Origin of the sequence: Brasilonema sp. UFV-L1, assembly GCF_012912105.1 — a bacterium.
Lineage (GTDB): Bacteria > Cyanobacteriota > Cyanobacteriia > Cyanobacteriales > Nostocaceae > Brasilonema.
Window position 1 is genome coordinate 23,402 of record NZ_QMEA01000050.1, and the last position, 17,642, is coordinate 41,043.

At 42.5% G+C, this 17,642-nt stretch carries 8 protein-coding genes and 1 pseudogene; 3 read left to right on the plus strand and 6 right to left on the minus strand.

What is annotated here, in order from left to right; translation table 11 throughout:
• Positions 1 to 22: 22 nt before the first annotated feature.
• From DP117_RS16030 to DP117_RS16040, 3 genes are all read right to left on the minus strand, one after another.
• The gene (locus DP117_RS16030; RefSeq protein WP_169219294.1) at positions 23 to 628 is read right to left on the minus strand and encodes an HMA2 domain-containing protein; all 606 of its coding nucleotides are present in this window, start codon (positions 626 to 628) and stop codon (positions 23 to 25) included.
• A gap of 782 nt (positions 629 to 1,410) precedes the next feature.
• Positions 1,411 to 1,683 (minus strand): WD40 repeat domain-containing protein, encoded by a 273-nt coding sequence (locus DP117_RS16035; protein WP_248277680.1) that lies wholly within the window; start codon positions 1,681 to 1,683, stop codon positions 1,411 to 1,413.
• Positions 1,684 to 1,731: 48 nt separating this feature from the next.
• A complete protein-coding gene (locus DP117_RS16040) occupies positions 1,732 to 3,054 on the minus strand; it encodes a dihydroorotase (RefSeq protein ID WP_169219295.1) in 1,323 nt (440 codons plus the stop codon).
• A gap of 256 nt (positions 3,055 to 3,310) precedes the next feature.
• Here DP117_RS16040 and lepB point away from each other — a divergent pair, with 256 nt between their 5' ends.
• A complete protein-coding gene (lepB, locus tag DP117_RS16045) occupies positions 3,311 to 3,961 on the plus strand; it encodes a signal peptidase I (RefSeq protein ID WP_169219296.1) in 651 nt (216 codons plus the stop codon).
• A gap of 311 nt (positions 3,962 to 4,272) precedes the next feature.
• Here the strand turns inward: lepB and DP117_RS16050 are convergent, their stop codons facing one another.
• A complete protein-coding gene (locus DP117_RS16050) occupies positions 4,273 to 5,562 on the minus strand; it encodes an RNA-guided endonuclease TnpB family protein (protein WP_169219297.1) in 1,290 nt (429 codons plus the stop codon).
• A gap of 236 nt (positions 5,563 to 5,798) precedes the next feature.
• Between DP117_RS16050 and DP117_RS16055 the strand changes: the two are divergent.
• Positions 5,799 to 6,323: pseudogene (locus tag DP117_RS16055) on the plus strand (MoxR family ATPase); the annotation flags it as partial.
• Between the two features lie 115 nt (positions 6,324 to 6,438).
• Here DP117_RS16055 and DP117_RS16060 read toward each other — a convergent pair.
• Positions 6,439 to 12,330: a translocation/assembly module TamB domain-containing protein gene (locus DP117_RS16060; RefSeq protein WP_248277681.1), complete on the minus strand. Its 5,892-nt coding sequence runs from the start codon at positions 12,328 to 12,330 to the stop codon at positions 6,439 to 6,441.
• Positions 12,331 to 13,094: 764 nt separating this feature from the next.
• Between DP117_RS16060 and DP117_RS16065 the strand changes: the two genes are divergently transcribed.
• On the plus strand, positions 13,095 to 15,551 hold the full coding sequence (locus DP117_RS16065) for a hypothetical protein (RefSeq protein ID WP_169219298.1): 2,457 nt from the start codon (positions 13,095 to 13,097) through the stop codon (positions 15,549 to 15,551).
• Between the two features lie 497 nt (positions 15,552 to 16,048).
• On the opposite strand, the gene DP117_RS16070 is transcribed toward DP117_RS16065, so the two are convergent.
• Positions 16,049 to 17,642: hybrid sensor histidine kinase/response regulator (locus DP117_RS16070; protein WP_169219299.1), on the minus strand; the 1,594-nt coding region annotated here is incomplete at its 5' end.

The following is a 17,642-nucleotide window of genomic DNA, read 5'->3' on the forward strand; positions in this document are numbered from 1 at the left end:
CTTGATTCGTTATGCTTTGCGATTACGCGGAACGCAGTGCTGTTCCCGTAGCGTCTCCATCCGGAGAAGGCAATCGCCATCGCTTGTTAGGCAAGATAAACATGGTAGCAGATTTTAGTCTCTTGATCATGCTTTTCGCGCTCTTGAGCAGTCGTTCCCAAATGTCCGTCCTAAACCGCCGATACACAATAGCGTTACGCGCTTGGTTGATGTTACGTGTACTGTCAATTAGGTTGATGAGAGCATCAAAGATAGCTCTCATAATAGATTTTGTTGTTACTTGTGGTGGCAAAACTATATTTGGGGCGGTTTGAATAACATTGACCAGATGCGATCGCATTTGGTTATCTGAAATCACGCCTCGTTGATAACTGACGACAATAGATGCAGCTGTCGGGTTAACACGGACATTCGTAATCCTAGAGTCAGATTCTATCACCTGCTTGAGTTTATTCGCATACTCAGAATCTTTGACTAGCCGAGGAATACGAAAACGAATTCGTCCAGGAATTGCATGGGCAACGCTATAAGATACCTCTTCAGGTGGCGCTGTTTTTTGAGCTACACTTGAGGTTGTCTTTTTCGCTTGTTGATGCTTATTGGAATTAGAGCGTTTTCTAGAAGTCATACTAAAAGTTTCAGTTTAAAAAAGGAAACAAGATATTTGAAATTTCTAATTTTTTATAATTTGTCATAAAGTTGGTAAGTGTTACAAAAGCCAACTATGTTTAGTTTTATAAATAGTTTTAAGTAAGTCGGCACAAAGAAACCGAAGCATGTAACAGAATGTAAAGTACGCCAAATCCTTGTGATTGCTTCGTTTCACTGCGTTCCACTCGCTGCGGACATACCTTGAAATTTTTACGCCGACTTACTTAGCTTAACTTAAATTAAGCTTTTTTCCTAGTTAAGAAATCTTTACATAGTTTTGTTAACTTTGACCTACCTACTAATTGCATCGGCTTCGTCCTTTATCATTTGTAATTTCTAGCTACAGAGAACTCAAAACAAAGGACAAATAACGACCATAACACCCTATCTTACAACTCAAAAAGCATTGCTATATCTAACTGTAGTCATACTCTAATACAGTTGCTGATAAGATAATTGGCAAGAACGGTAACCAATGCAATCTTACGTTGCATGCAACGTCTCTACACTTGTGAAATCTCCGAAAACAATCTTTAACAGCAACCGTATTGAGTCATACTCTACCAATAACGTTTTGATGACATTAATCTCCTAGTTGTATTGCAAAAACTGAGATTTGTTCAGTAGAAGTTAGGACTTACACATTGACAGAAAGCTGAGTATATACGTCATTGTATTACAGAAGATAATACCTTTGGCTGGTTTAATCACTGTGATCTATTTACCTGAAAATTGCTGTAAACATTTTCAGCCTGCTTCCTAACGACTGACTGTGCGATCGCACATACTGCTAATTTCAGCATCGGCATCATTGGGGTTAGTTTTGAAATACTCACCCATGAACGCACACCCCTCCCTACGTAAATAATCAAAATTCCATCTCCACAGTCTCACCGCCTTGTCACCACTTGCCGTTGCCAGCATTTTGCCATCCGGGCTGAAGCGAGTGCCAAAAACCGTGCTTGTATGCCCAAAGAGGCTAGTCCAAAAAGTATCAGGCATTGCTGACAGTCGATATAATCCTTTTGCCAAAGGTTTATATCGACTCTTAATTCTACAGAGCAAACCACAATGGTTTGACTAATGACTAAAAGTTAAAGCTTGACCTCGCACCTCTTTTAGTACCTTGCCTTTTTCATACACAACCTGACCACCTACTATAGTTAACACAGGCCATCCAGTTAAATTCCAGCCTTCAAAAGGACTCCAACCACACTTGGTTAACAATTCCTCGCGTAACACAGGACGATAAGTATTTAAATCGACAAGAACTAAATCGGCATCATAACCAGGAGCGATCGCCCCCTTATTTGGGATACCATATGCCTTAGCTACGGCTCGTGACATCCACTCAGTGACTTGAGCAACGGTACATTGTCCTTGCATTGCAGCGGTTAACATCAGAGGTAGAGAAGTTTCTACACCAGGCATTCCAGAGGGACTATTTGGATACTCTTGAGCTTTTTCTTCCAAAGTATGCGGCGCGTGATCTGTGGCGATGAAATCAATAACTCCATCACGTAAAGCTTGCCAAAGGACTTCGTTATCGTGAGGCGATCGCAAAGGTGGATTCATCTGCGCTAAGGTACCAATCTTCTCATATGCACTGGTATTGAGTAACAAATGCTGGGGCGTCACTTCTGCTGTCACCCAACTCGGTTTATCCTGACGCAGTAAGTCTGCTTCTTCTGCTGTTGACATATGCAGAATATGTAGACGACGTTGATATTTTTTAGAAAGTCCTAATGCTTGCTGCGTTGCGAGTAGCGCTGCTTGATTATCTTGAATTTGAGAATGAACTGCTACGTCATGAATTCCGGCAAATTCCTTGCGACGTTCGTTAATTCTGGCTTGGTCTTCAGCATGAACAGCAATCAAACGTTCGCCTTTAGAAAATATAGCCTCCAAGGCAGCGTCTTGGTCAACCAGTAACTGTCCATGCATTGAACCCATGAAAATCTTGATTCCACAAGTTGGCTTTGCCAAAAGTAAATCAGGCAGATTGTCTGCAGTTGCCCCGATAAAAAAGCCATAATTAACCAAGCACTTTTGTGAGGCTCGTTGTAGCTTATCATCAAGAGCTTGCTGGGTAGTCGTTAAAGGACGCGTATTCGGCATTTCCAAAAAGGAAGTCACTCCCCCTTTGGCACAAGCACAACTGGCGGTAAATAAGTCTTCCTTATGTTCCAGTCCTGGTTCGCGAAAGTGGACTTGTGGATCGATTACTCCTGGCAACAAAGTTAACCCGTCTGCGTCAATTTCTGTAGTTGAGGGTGTGGCAGAAATTTCTGGTGCGACTTCGACTATCGTGCGATCGCTCATCAACACATCCCCAACAAGTAATTCACCATTGGGTAAAACTATTCTCGCGCGACGAATCAGTAAACTCATAGAAGATGACATCGGGTTAACTGCGTTTAAACAAAGGACTGAGTGTGAGAGATCACTATTTATAATAGGTTAAACTTAGTTGGACTCTTTGCGGAGGTTTTGTGTCTTTTGTTACAAATAAAGTTGATGATTCATAATGTTCGGAAATACTTAGTTAAAATGATTACAGATCTCAATCGCTAATTTGTAAAGTTAAAATAAACAAACACAGCATCCCTATTGCCGCAAGTCAATAAAGCGCATCTCAAGCAATTACTTTTGTAATTTCATGCAAAATCAAGTGTCTGATAACAACTCTAGCCAGAAACAACCCAATAACTCTTGGATTGCAGAACTTAGTAGGACAGTTATATTAAGCATAGTTCTAGCATTAGGAATTCGTACATTTGTTGCCGAAGCTCGTTGGATTCCTTCTGGTTCGATGGAACCAACCTTGCATGGTGATCCAAATCAGTTGGAAGCAGACAAAATTATTGTCGATAAATTAAGTTACAGGTTTTCTGAACCGAAACGCGGAGATATTGTAGTATTTTCTCCTACTAAAGAGCTACAAAAAGAACAGTTTCAAGATGCTTTTATTAAGCGTGTGATTGGCTTACCAGGAGAAAAAGTAGAACTGAAAAATGGTCAAGTTTATATCAATAATCAACCATTGCCAGAAAGCAAATATTTAGCACAAAAACAACGTACAGCAGTTATGGATGTTTGCATTTCAGGTCAGCAACCGTCTTTTCTGGCGCAACCAGTCACCATACCTGCTGATTCATACTTAGTGTTAGGGGATAATCGTAAAAGCAGCTATGATAGCCGCTGCTGGGGTGTTGTTCCCCGTGAAAATATCATAGGACGTGCAATTGTTCGCTTTTGGCCTGTTCAGAGAATTGGGACAATAGATAAGGAGCCCTTGTATCCGCAGTAAGTTAAGAATTCAGGAGCCAGAATATGTCCTGCAGACGCGTGCGCAAAGCGCATACACCAGATGACAGTTAAAAACTTTAATTTCTCATTCAGAACAGGCGGATGGGGAATTTCGCGGAATTAGTTAAATTCCTGAATTCATACCAAGTTGCAGTCAAACATGGTATCCTGTCATTGCGACTGGAACAAAGTGGAAGGAAGCAATCTCATAAACCTGAACACTACAACAGAACGCAAATTGGTATCACTTTGACGTACTCCCTGGCATAAATGCACAGGGATTCTTAAAAGATGTTACGAGGCAGACTAAAGTCATGCCTCTCCACCTTTCTTCCTGCTTCTTTGACTCTTAACTAGACTGTTGCCAGTCCCCGTCAGACCGTCTCCACAGGCAATTTGATCCACGCTGCGTCCCAGCGCGTTGATCCACGCCAGATGCCTCAAGTCGGGAGACCCGCCCACAGCACTGGCTCCTCTGTTTCGGATCACTTGTGCAGCAGCAACATCTCTATGTGTTGTGTAGCCGCACTCAGGACAAGAGTGAATCCTGTCCTTTAATTCTTTTTTCCCAGTGTGAGCATCACATTGGGGGCAAACCTGCGAGGTGTAGTCTTTGTTCACTTTCGCGAAATACACTCCTCGCTTCCAACATACCCGTTGCAGAATTGAGACAAATTGCCCAAACCCAGCATCAAGTGTATGTTTACAAAACATCCCCTTAGCCCATACACGGAAATCAATATCTTCAACAAAAATCATCCCAATATCATCGCAAAGTTTGTGAGTTAATTTAAATTGCCAATCTTTACGAGTATCAGAAATGCGTTGATGCAATCTTGCAATCTTTTTATTTAATTTGTGCCTATTTCTTGACCCTTTTTGCTTATTCTTCAATCTACGTTGCAGCAATTTAAGCTTGCGGTGTAGTGTTTGAAGAAAACGAGGATGTTCAATCAAAGCACCATCAGAAGTTGCAACAAATTTATCTAGTCCCAAATCCAAACCTACAGGATGCCCAGCAGGAACTATATCAGGGACATCAACATTGCATTCCAACGTGAGCATCAGGAAATATCCAGAAGCTTTGCGAACAACACGAACTTGTTTAACTGTAAAGCCATCAGGAATTTCACGCGATTTTACATACTCCATCCACCCAATTTGAGGCAACTTAATTTGATTGCCTTTTAGAATCTGACCTTCTCCCAATTGAGGATACACATAAGAACGCATTCTGTACCGATTCTTAAAACGAGGAAAACCCATTCCTTTGCGTTTCATATCGATAAATGCAGTTTCCAGTTTTCTCAATACCTGTTGTAGCACTTGAGCATTAACAGTTTTAAGTTCTGGATATTGCTTCTTAGCTAAGGTCAGAGATTTAGCTTGAGCGTTGTAATTTGGATATGGCTCGTCTGCTGGAATGATGTACTCAGAGACTAAAGAACAAGCATTAACAGGACCAGATCGAGAATTGATCCAATCCTTGCGTTCACGCAGAGCAAAGTTCCAGACTTTACGACACACATCTAATGTATGTTCAATCAGGTTAATTTGCTCTTTTGTGGGATTTGCTTTGTACTCGTAAGTTAAAGTTAACACTGTTCCTCACCTCCTACAAAATAATACCATATTTTGTAGGAGTTAGTAGACTAAAGAGAAACAACAGGTTAAAACCTGTTGCGTCGAGTTTCATCCCCTGGTTTCAAACCAGGGGTTCTCACTCTCCCATATTGTTTTTGATAGGACATCATCTTTCCTTGGTTTGGGAAGACCCTGAGCGTCTGACTCCTGATGCAGAATACTTTTATTCTTTACCACAATCTGTGTCCTAATTTATGAATGATTGGAAAATCTTTAAGGGAGACGGAAAGCAACATGAAGACTGGAAACTTCCAGAACCACCAAGTTGGCGAAATTTCAGCAGCGATACTGACGGCGGGGCTAGTAAAAAGCAAAGACGGGGCGAGACATTCCAAGGACGTCCTGAAGAAATTGAATTAGTCAATGCAGCTTTATATTTACGACGACCTTTATTATTGACTGGTAAACCAGGAACTGGTAAAACATCGTTAGCTTATGCAGTTGCTCATGAACTGCAGTTGGGAGAAGTGCTACACTGGTCGATTACAAATCGGACTACACTTAAGGATGGGCTTTATCGCTACGATGCGATCGGGCGGTTGCAGGATGCAAAAGGTGCAGTTCAAGATCATCTGGAAGAAATTGGTAAGTATATTGACTTAGGTCCACTGGGAACAGCTCTACTTCCCTCGGAAAAGCCGCGAATATTGCTGATTGATGAAATTGACAAAAGCGATATCGATTTACCTAATGACTTACTGCACATCTTTGAAGAAGGGGCTAGAAGCTCTCCCGCGTTCTGCCGTTCGGCTTGTCGTATCTACGTCGATGCGGGCGTCAGGATCAGCTACTGCGGTTTTCGTGTTGCGTGTGCTGCCGTGTGAACTGAAACGGTTAAAATCGTGTCTCATAATCAACTTGCAAACGACTGTCGTCTGATAAACTGGTTGAACCTCGCACAAGAACATCATCATTGACTCGATAGATAACGTTATAACGGAAAGGCTCATCAGTCAAGAAAACCCGCGAGAGGGAAAGGGAGAAATTCCGACTTAAATCAAACACACCTTCTGCTGTCAAACCGAGAACTGAAGTTGATGCTTCTTGTTCTTTTTTCCCCTGGTTGGAAACAGAGGTAGGATAAATACGAAACTCACTAAAACCGATCGCCTGTCCAACCGAACTAATAGTTCCTTGCAAACTACCAAATATAGTTGAACCAGCTAAGCTAGCAATTCCAGTTGTTGCGTCTGATTGCCCTAAGCTACTAAGACTATTAATAATTGAACCACCTAAGAGGGAAATAATTTCTGCTTCAGAGCGGTTAGGTTCGCTAGTTAATTCTAGATTATCAGATAATCGACTCGCTGGTCCTGTTGCTCTGGCACGAACACGAACGGTACGTAAAGTTCCAAGGTTAGTTGCAGAAACATCGCTAATTTCGCTAGAAAAAGGAGAAGCCAAAACGCGATTAGCTGTTACCCCTGTTGCTTCTGGTACAATTGCTAAAAGTCGGACATCTAAATCGGGGTCAAGTCCTCGACTGGGGGTAAATTCCGCAGTATGTTCATAACCCCGTTCTAAGGTAAACTGAGTAGTAAATAAGTTGACTTGTCCTCCTGTCAGACGAATCACTCCTTCAGGACGAGGCTTGGCTAATGGACCGTTGATAGTCAAATCACCTTTTGCATCAAAGCTAAGTATGGAAGGACTGAGTTCGCCTCCTGGTACAAAGCCGCCGAGTATCGGCTGAGTGGAGACACGAACACCTTTATCTAGAACAATCTGTAAATTGTTAAACGTTATGGGTAGCTTTGGTGGAGTCGCACCGGCTGCTGCGTTACCTTCTGTACCTTCTGGTTCTAGGTCAAAAGTCGTTGTTGCGCTATCAGGTGTACTAGCTTCTTCTGTTTCTGTTCGTTGTACGCTGAAAGTTTTTGTTGTATTATTGGTTGCATTATCGGTTGTCTTTTTTGTCGCTGATGATTTTGCATCAGCTGTATTGGATTGTCCGATGACAACTTGACCATTATTTAGCTGAATTTTGCCACCAATGTCAGGCGATCGCGCACTTCCACGAATCACAACATCACCCGTGACACCTCCTTGATACAATCCTTGAACATTCAAATTCAGATTGTTCACTGATACAGTCAAGGGATTTGCGGAGGCTTGCTGCTGTGCTGCTTGATTTGCAAAAATCGGAAGAATTCCCGCAGCAGTCACGTTACCCTGATTATATAGCCCTTGAATACCTTCAACTGTCAGCGTATCGCCGTTAAATTGGAGAGTTCCTGTGACATTTGTCAAGGGGTCGGCTAAAGCTTCAGCTTCAAAAGTCGCATTATTGACTGTGGCGACTCCGTTAATAATTGGCTGGTCTAAAGTCCCTTGGATATCGACATTGACTTGTCCTTGACCACCCACCCAAGTCACTTGCTTATTAGTCAATAAGTTTAACAGCGCTAAGCCTTCATCTTGCACTTTGGCGTTAATACTGATTTGATTGCTATCTGGTTGAACTGAAGCGAAGGGCAAAGCAAAAGGTATGTTTCCTGTAAGATTCACAGGTTGTGTCCCAGTCAACAACAGGGTACTGGCAAAATTCAAACGAGCTTTGTCATAATTAAAATTAACTCGTCCTGTCTGCACTGGTTCTTCATTAATCGTACCATCCACCAGCGTCAGTTCTCCTGAAGCACTGGGGTCTTTGAGATTACCACCTAGGTTCGCAACTGCACTCAACTGACCTGTGACATCAACTGGTAATCTATCAATGAAAGGCTGTGCAAGTGATAAAGGTAAATTTGTCAGTTGCAACTGTCCGGAAAGTTGTTCTGTTCCTAATTGTCCGGAATAAGCCAAAACTCCTGGATTCAAATCCACACTGAATGGTGATAATGTCACAACACCATTTGCAAAAGTGCCTCTAGCTATGACATCCTTAATAGAGTAGTTACCCCATTGCCAGTTGTTACCCAGAAAATTAAAGCTGGCATTTAACCCCGACTGTAAAGAGCCAGCTACTTCAATCGCTCCACTCAAGACACCTCGTAATTCTGCAAGTGTAGGTAAAGTCGTTGGTTCTTTTTGCTGTGCTTGCTGTTGTCTGACTTGGGTTGCAATTTTTAAGAAATAATCTATCTGTGTGAGCAAATCTGTGTCTGGTAAACTGACAGGCTGAGTTTTCAGAACTTCAGCGCCTGCTAATTCCGGAGACTGCAATCCTCCACCAAAATCCTGAAAGTCATAGATGTTGAATGCTTGTAGGAGTCTTTGGATTCTGGTTTGGTCAAAACTAGCGAGAAATTGAAATTGAGGATTGTTTCCTGTTTGCACTTTTCCACTCAGGGCTATACTGCTGTCTCCTATTTGCAATTGACCATTCGTTAAGCTCGCAGTACCATCGGCATAACTGATGTTACCTCGAAATTCGTCTGCTGTGACTCTACCGACGCGAGGTTTGGCGATCGCCACATCTCCCGCCGCACTATAGTTATTCAGATTCACAGTCAAGTTGGCAGATGCTTGTCCTGCGAGAGGTTTCAAAGTATCGTTAGGAATGAGTCCCTCAACAAGAGCGACAGGAAAACTGCGCGCATTGACAAGCAAGTTGTCTCCCTCTGTTCTCCCGGTTGCAACTGCTTCACCACGTCGGAATAAAAATGAAGTTGGGCGATTGTTCGCACTAATATCAACTGCAACTTGGTCTTGCTTACCTGCCAGTCGCAATTGTCCGCCTTGCCCTCCCTGATATCTTACATTCCCAGCCAACACAGGGTCAAACGCTAAACCATTGACATTCAAATTTTCCAGACGAATGTTTCCAAAAGCCTGAGGTGTTGTTGGGGTACCTCTGACTTGTCCTGTAAAATCAAGTTGCCCTTTTAAGGCGACATTATTAGGAAGGTTCGAGCTCGCTCTTTGTAAATTGTAATTCCGCGCTTGGACATTGAGGTTGAAACCAGTGACTTGAGGTGTACCTGTTTGCGGTACTTGAACAGCAACAACACCGTTAGCACTTAATCCGGGAGATGTGGCGCGTTGAAGAATAATCTGTTGTCCATTCCACTGAACTTGTGCTGTGATTGGTTGTGCAAGCAGCGATAATCCTTGTGATAAGTTTACTTGTCCGGCGGCTCGAATATTGGAAAGCGCGAAAGATTTCGTTGTTCCTGCTAAACCCAAGCTGCTATTGAGTCGCCCTTGCAGTTGTTCGGAGAAACGGTTGAGTTGAACTTGGGAAATATTCGCAACTGCTTGCCAACGACCATTATTCAGATTAATGTTTCTGACATTAACTGTACCACCTGCGACACCACTCAGGTTTGCTTGTCCGGAAGCTTGAATGTCTGATGGTTGAAACGAAGCAGTCGTTCCCGATAAATTCAACTCACTGCTTAAGACTCCGGCTTGAAGCTGAGATGGTACCTGTGCCAAACGGCTTAATTGAATTTGTTGAGCATTAACAAAAGCTCGCCAACGACCATTATTCAGATTAATATTTCTGATATTTACCGTACCACCTGCGACACCACTAAGGTTTGCTTGTCCAAAAGCTTGAATGGTTGAAGGTTGGAAAGAAGCAGTCGTTCCGGATAAATTCAATTCACTGCTTAAGACTCCAGCTTGAAGCTGCGGTGGTACCTGTGCAAAACGACTTAATTGAATAAGCTTGGCATCAACCGAAGCTTGCCAGCGACCTTGTGCTACCTGACCTCTCCCCCTAATTGTACTACCTGCTAGTTTCACAAGAGCATCTGCGAGTACAAGGCCTTGTCCTCGTTGATTCACAACAACTTGTCCAGTGGTGGGGTAAGTGGCTGTGGGTGCTTGTACTTGTGCGACTGTTTGCAGATTGCCGAGTGAGCCAAAAGTCTTAGCGTTTGCCGATACATTACCAATGGTAAAATTGGGTGAAGCTTTGTAAGCTTTGGCGATCGCATCACCTGGTAAATTTTGAGCTTGAACATTTAACGAAACTCTACCCCCAGGTGCTAACTGAACTTGACCGTTTGCGGTGACTTTTCCTCCTATTTCTGGAGTAGCTTGAACACTGGCGATATCTACTTGTAACGGTTGCTTACCAAGAGAACCAGAGACTTTGGCGTTGGCTGATATACCACCAATATTGAAGGGAACTGAAACGCCATAACCTTGGGCGATCGCATTTCCTGGTAAATCTTGAGCTTGCACATTTAACAAAACGTTACCTTGAGGAGCAAGTTGAATTTGACCGTTTGCGATAATTTGCCCTCCCGCTGGTGGTGTCGCTTGAATGCTGGCAATATTGATTGCTAAAGGCAGTTTACCACCAGGGGAACCAGAAATTTCTGCTTTTGCCGATACAGGACCAATACTTGTGGGAGGAGTAAAGCCGTAACTTTTTGCCAGTAAATCTGCTGAGAGACCTTCGGCTTGGATATCAAATTTCACTCCACCCTGTTGGGAATTCGCTCCGAGTGGAATTTGACCGCTACCTGCAATTCGTCCACCTGTAGCAGGGATTAACTGTAGATTAGAAACTGCAAGACTAGATGCTGCTTGAGATACACTCAGACGAAAGCCAGTGCTAATAGTGTTAAAGAGAACACGGTCAACTTGAACAGGTTTTGTGTTGCTTGCGGTTCCACTCAAGATTGGTTGTTGAATTGGTCCTTGCAACTGAATGTTTGATTGTACTTCTCCAGTCACTGGAACAGGTAAATTAACTTTGAGCGAATCTAAGACATTTTTCGCACTGACTGGTTTTACCTGAGCCGTAATATTGTAACCTGTTTGAGTGTTGAGAGCTCCATTAACCAGAGTGGGAACTTTGCCATAATTCGTACTCAGATTTTCAAGGGCAATTGTCTGCCCTTGGAAGATTAATCTCCCGTTGGAATTGATAAACTTTTGGGGAACGTTTTGAATTTGAGCCGTGACTTGATTCGCAACAGCAGTTCCATTAATCGCAATGTCCTGCTTTTGTGGTTGTTCTTGATCAGGTTGTAATTGTACTGCTAAATCACCATCCACACGACCTGTTTCCAAAACAATTGGTAGCTCAATTAACCGACTGACATCAGATGCTTGTAGATTTTGTGTTTGCAGCTTGAGGTTCGTTTGTAGTGTTGGTAATTGTGTTTCTCCAGCTATTTTGAGTGTTCCTCCTGTGGTTGGTTGAGCACCAATATCATAGTTTATTCCTTTATTTTGAGGCAAAAGTCGGGCAGTTCCATTCACTTGGTCTAACGTGACTGAGCCTTTGGGCTTCGTTGGTGTAGGATTTGGTACTAACACCACATCTCCATTTTGAACCCTGATTGTCTGCAACTCAGTTTGAATAACGCCTTTTCCTTCTCCCGTCTTAATTGTAGTACTTATCCAGCTTCCTTGCTTATCCTGTTCAAGATAAACATCCGGTTGAACTAAAGTTACATTTAACGCCAATGTTCTATTGGTGAGGAGTCGCAAGGGGGAAAATCCTACATCTACAGCTTTGACTGCAACTCTGTCTGGATCAGTGGGAGTTGCTGGAATGGAAAGTGAACCAAATCTTATACTAGACAGCGAAAACCGCTCAACAGTTCCCACCTTAACAGGTCTTCCTAGCAGATCCTGAAGATTTTTTTCAACCAAAGGTGCTAAATTTTTATATACATAATTCCTCGCCCAAAAAAAACCACCGATAATTCCAGCTATCAAAACAGCTCCGAAAACAACACCAGTACCTCCTAACACAAGGAGCCACAAACGACGATTTTTAGGCTCCTGCTCATTTCCTGAATTTGGGGAACGCGTCATAGTCGTTACCAGTATTGTTAGCTGAAGTGGGCAGTCAAATTAGCAATTTACAGTTTTCAAGAGCAAGTCAAAAGCTATGGTTTCAAGTTTTGGTTCTAAAACAATACAGAATTTATATTACTAGAAAGTTTCGTGTTTATGAAACTACATTTACGAGTTTTGATGAAGATGACGAAGTTCGGTGATGATATCAATACTGAAACGACTATAGCGAGAAGACAAGCTGAAATGGTACAAATTTTGTGGTCAAATTCAAAATCTTATAAGAAATCTGACTTCCGAAGTATTTTGATACTATCAGAAGGAAGACTTAACAGTGTTCATTGATCACTGAAACAAGAATTATTTATGAACTACCTATGCACTTTGCGTTGCTAAGTGCGAGGTTTCTGACGCTTCAAGTGCCCTTGTTTGTCTAAATCCTCTAGAATGATACAAGGGGACGCCACTACTTTGATGGTGTTTGGGGTCAGACGGGGTGCAGTGCTATTGCTTAGCAGGCGATACTTAAGGCGATAAGCCAGAGGCATGAAGCGCCCATTGAGGTGTCATGTCATCGTATAAACATAAAAATTGCCCCTTTACAAAAAGCGCTGAATACCCTGAGGCGTCATGATGTTGTTGAACAAATTGATGGACGCTGGCATTTGCTCGTAGAGTTCTTTCGCCGTTGCGTCCTACAATTGTAGAATATCTCTTCTCTAAAGGGAACATATTTTAGGGAAAAAAGATGCTCAAAGTGTACTATTAATGGCAGAAAATCCATGACATGGACACCTCTAAGAGAACGGATTCATAAACTGCCACTTGTTCTCGCCGGACCAATTCTTAGACGCACAGAACCCAATGCTGTAACAGTATGGGTGGCTTTGAAAGAAAGTCGTACTGTTACCTTAGAAATCTTTGATACTAACAAAAAAAGATTATTTAGTGGGAGTAGAAGAACGACTCGATTTGGGACTTATCTGCACATCGTTGCTGTTACTGCCAAAACATCATCAAATCTACTTTTCAACGGAGTAAATTATCTTTACAATTTATATTTTGGTCATGGAGAAACGCTGACTCAGCCTGGTGTATTAACTCCAGAAGGGTCAATTGAAGACATTACATATTCGACCTATGACTTGCCAAGTTTCGCACTTGTACCAAGTCATTTAAACGATGTGCGAATTATTCACGGTTCCTGTCGCAAGCCTCACGGTGAAAGTCTTGATGCGCTTGCAACAGTAGACAAAATGATTAGAGAAGCGCTAGAAGTAGATCCAAAAAAACGACCGCATCAACTCTTTCTCACAGGTGACCAAATTTATGTAGATGATGTCGCTGATGCTTTACTTTTCATGTTGATGGATGCGAGTCACACGCTTTTGGGATGGACGGAAACATTACCAGATGTCAAAAATATTGACGAGTTAAATTCAGGAAAGCGTAATGATTTAGCAACACATACCGCTGGGTTTACAGCAAGTCTGAGCAAAATGAACACGATTTCTAATCTTGCCAAAAGTCATTTATTCACATTCGGTGAATTCTTGGCAATGTATTTATTTGCTTGGAGTGATGTGCTGTGGACAAAACCCGAAGATTTTCCAACATTTGAAGATGTTCATCCCGATGCACCAAAATCTAGAGGAGTTCAAACTTCATTTCAAGAAGACGTTGGCTATTTACAAGATTTTCAGTCAACGCTGAAGGAGATTAGACGTGCTTTAGCAAATGTTCCCACATACATGATATTTGATGATCATGAAATTACAGATGACTGGTTTTTAAATATCGCGTGGTGCGATCGCACTCTCAATAAACCCCTCGGTAGGCGTGTACTGCAAAATGGTTTACTTGCTTGTGCTATCTGTCAAGCTTGGGGAAATACACCAGAACAGTTTGAACAAGGAAACCCAGGAGAAGCACTACTCAAAGCAGCCGAAGCGTGGTCAGCTTCTTTTAGTATAAACGCACAGCAGGAACAAGAAATTGCCTTACGTATTGGTTTACCATCCCTTGCAGATATTAGAACAAGTCAGCCAAGGCGAGTCACCCATCAAGAAAGTTCTTTAAAATGGCACTATACTGTGACTGGTCCAGAATATGAAGTTTTAGTTCTGGATACGCGAACATGGAGGGAATTTCCAGGCAAAGATTTTGATTTTCCCGGACTTTTAAGCGCGCAAGGATGTGATGAACAAATATCAAAAGTCGCTCGTCCCCAAAATACACGAGTCACTTTAGTTATATCACCTGGTCCCTTCATTGGTTTACCTTTTTTAGAAACTGTACAAAAGATTGCGAAAAGTGTTGCAGAAACACTAGGCGCTGCTGCTTGGGGTTTCGATCCAGAAGCTTGGGGTTTAGAAGAAACAGCTTTTGAAAGGCTGCTTGCTAGACTCGCACTACGAACATCATCTGCAAGGCAAAATCGTGTCATTATTTTATCTGGTGATGTTCATTATAGTTTTGCAGCGCGCTTACAATATTCAGCAATACGTCCTTTCCAAAGTTCCAAAAATCTCAAAACTGAACTTATTGTTGCTCAATTTACGAGTAGTTCGTTTAAGAATGAAGTCAAGGGTTTTGGTGGAAGTCATTCATTACATAAAAAAGGTTTTGTTCCTTTTGGGATTATCAAGTCTCTACCAACAGCAGAGATTCTCGGCTGGGAAAATAAAGGAGGAAAGGAACTCAAAATTGGTGGGTTTTATACTCTTGTAGATCAAACAGTTCAACATCTTCCTTGGAGGATAAAATGTAGTCCGGCTAAAGTAGATTTAGTGCAAGAACGCGATTTTTTGAGAGCATTACAAATCACCAGACAACCTGAATGGTGGTATCGGATTGATTTTTTATCAGCGAAACCAGAAGAAATTAATGAACCCAGAAACTACAATCCCCAGCAATTATATTCTGTCAAAGCACCTCTACCAGGACAAGACCGCAAGCAACCTTTAGAACAATATCTGGCAATGGCAAGTAATTATCGCGATTATATAGGTAAGAAAGGGAAAGGTAAAGAAGTTGTAGGATTAAATAACATCGGTGAAATCACTTTTGAATTTGTTGATGGTAAAGAGATAGTTGTACAAACTCTTTGGTGGCGATTGGAAAGTTGGGAAAAGGGTAAGCTTTTGGAACCTTTCCCGTTAACTAGATGTGAAGTGTCGCTCGCGTTTGATAACCCAAATTATCCAATGGATGAGGTGTTGAAGGAAGTGAAACCGTGAGTCACTTCGCTTTCTTAGCTTTGTTCTTCGTCTTCCTCTATTGTTGAACGCATTTCAACTTGAATCAGTGAATTTTGTGCGAATGCAAATTCTTCAACGGGTTTACCATTTAGTAAGTGTTCTTGAATGATACGTTCACATACTTCAGGTGTAACGCTATAATACCATGTACCCTCTGGGTAAACGATAGCAAGTGGTCCAATACGGTTCGGTTAAGGGTAGTTCGGTGCTTAGAAAGCCGGTTTCGCGAAAGTTACCGGGTTTGCGGTCCGGGTGCTTATCCGAACCGTATTGGCAAGTGGTCCACCTTTGCAAAACATTAAACATTCCGCTTGTGTTCGATAAAAGTAGCATCCATTCTTTTCGAGTTCTTTGAGTCTCTTTCCCAAGTATTTCCAAGTTTTCTCACCATCTGTACTCAAACAACAAGCGTCACCAGTTGTTCTTATACCTGTGCATAGCAGAATGTGACGTTCATATCCTCATATTTTCCTCAACTACTGCAAGATGCTAGCGAGGCTGGCAACCACTTCAATCAAGTCATCCGGGTTAACAGGTTTTGAGAGATGTCGTTGAAATCCTGCCGCCGTTGCTTCCTGCTGGTCTTCCTCTTTGGCAAAGGCTGTCAGGGCGATCGCAGGTATACGCCACTTTGGTACTCTTTGGAGTCCTCGGATTCGGCGGATCAGTGAGTAACCATCCTCGTCCGGCATCCCAATATCACTAATCAAGATATCAATGTCTGATTTCGAAACAATATCGAAGGCTTCAGCCGCAGATGCTGCCATTGTCACCTGCGCTTGCTGTTGGTCCAAAACAAAAGCAATAAACTCTCGGTTATCCAAGTCATCATCGACCACCAGAATTCGTAGCCCAACCAATGTCGGAAGTTCTTGAGACCCTGTTGCTGAATCTTCAACAGCGGTGATTGAAGGTTCTTGAGTCGGGAGTTGTACGCTAAAAGTAGCGCCTTTTCCAACGCCTGCACTAGCAGCATAGATACTACCACCGTGCAGTTCAACCAAGTGACGGACGATCGCCAAACCTAATCCTAAACCACTTTGTGCTCGTGTTCTAGAAGCATCGGCTTGACGAAACCGCTCGAAAATAAACGGCAGGAAGTCTGCACGTATCCCCTGTCCAGTATCAGTCACTGTGATTTGAGCCAAAGAACCGACTTGTTGGAGTCGAATGTCAACCCGTCCACCAGAGTGAGTGAATTTGATAGCATTTGATAGCAAATTCCACACAATTTGTTCTAATCGATAAGCATCGCCTAGTACTTGTCTAGTACAGGGATCAAGCAGAGATGAAATTTGAATTGCTTTAGCTGTGGCGTTGGGCTGTAAGGTCTCAATCACTGCATCAATTACAGGAACTAAATAAACTGGCTCCCGTGAAATTTGCAGTCGATTTTGAATAATGCGAGAAACGTCTAAAAGGTCTTCAATCAACTTGTTCTGAAGCTGAGCATTACGCTCAATAATTTCGAGTGCTCGACTCACAATTGGGTCTTCAAATTGCCGCTTTCGCAGCAGTTTAGACCACCCCAGCATTGAGTTGAGCGGATTTCGCAGTTCATGGGAAACGATCGCTAAAAACTCATCTTTAACCCGATTCGCTTGTTGGGCTTCCTGATACAATCGGGCATTATCCAGTGCGATCGCTGTTCGTCGTGCTAATTCTTCAGCCATTTCCAAATCAGCGCGATCGTAACGACGGTTCGCCTTTGTCAAGACGAAGGCAATCATACCAAATTTTCGCTCAGATATCATCATCGGCACGATGATTTCGGCTTTGATCCCAAGCTGTTGAAGTAGATTAAGATGGTCTGCATCTTGGGCAATTTGTTCAAAGACTGAGTTAGCAATATCAGTTCTTAACTCGGATTGCCCCGTGCGTAACACCTTGGCACAACCATAATCTGCATCGGCAGGTGGTGGATAACGTCGTCTAAGTTCGAGGAGCAATGCTGTTTGCGCTGGCTCTGATGCTGCCACAATCGGTTCACCAAACACAAGCGAGTTTGGTTCAACCACATCAACTAAACAAATGTCCGCAAGGGTTGGGCTAATAAAGCGCGAAAAACTG

What these genes read in the sequence shown, in the direction of transcription:
- lepB (WP_169219296.1), top strand. Translation starts at nt 3,311, where the DNA reads ATGCAAAATCAAGTGTCTGATAACAACTCTAGCCAGAAACAACCCAAT.
- DP117_RS16040 (WP_169219295.1), bottom strand. Translation starts at nt 3,054, where the DNA reads ATGTCATCTTCTATGAGTTTACTGATTCGTCGCGCGAGAATAGTTTTA.
- DP117_RS16065 (WP_169219298.1), top strand. Translation starts at nt 13,095, where the DNA reads ATGACATGGACACCTCTAAGAGAACGGATTCATAAACTGCCACTTGTT.
- DP117_RS16030 (WP_169219294.1), bottom strand. Translation starts at nt 628, where the DNA reads ATGACTTCTAGAAAACGCTCTAATTCCAATAAGCATCAACAAGCGAAA.
- DP117_RS16060 (WP_248277681.1), bottom strand. Translation starts at nt 12,330, where the DNA reads ATGACGCGTTCCCCAAATTCAGGAAATGAGCAGGAGCCTAAAAATCGT.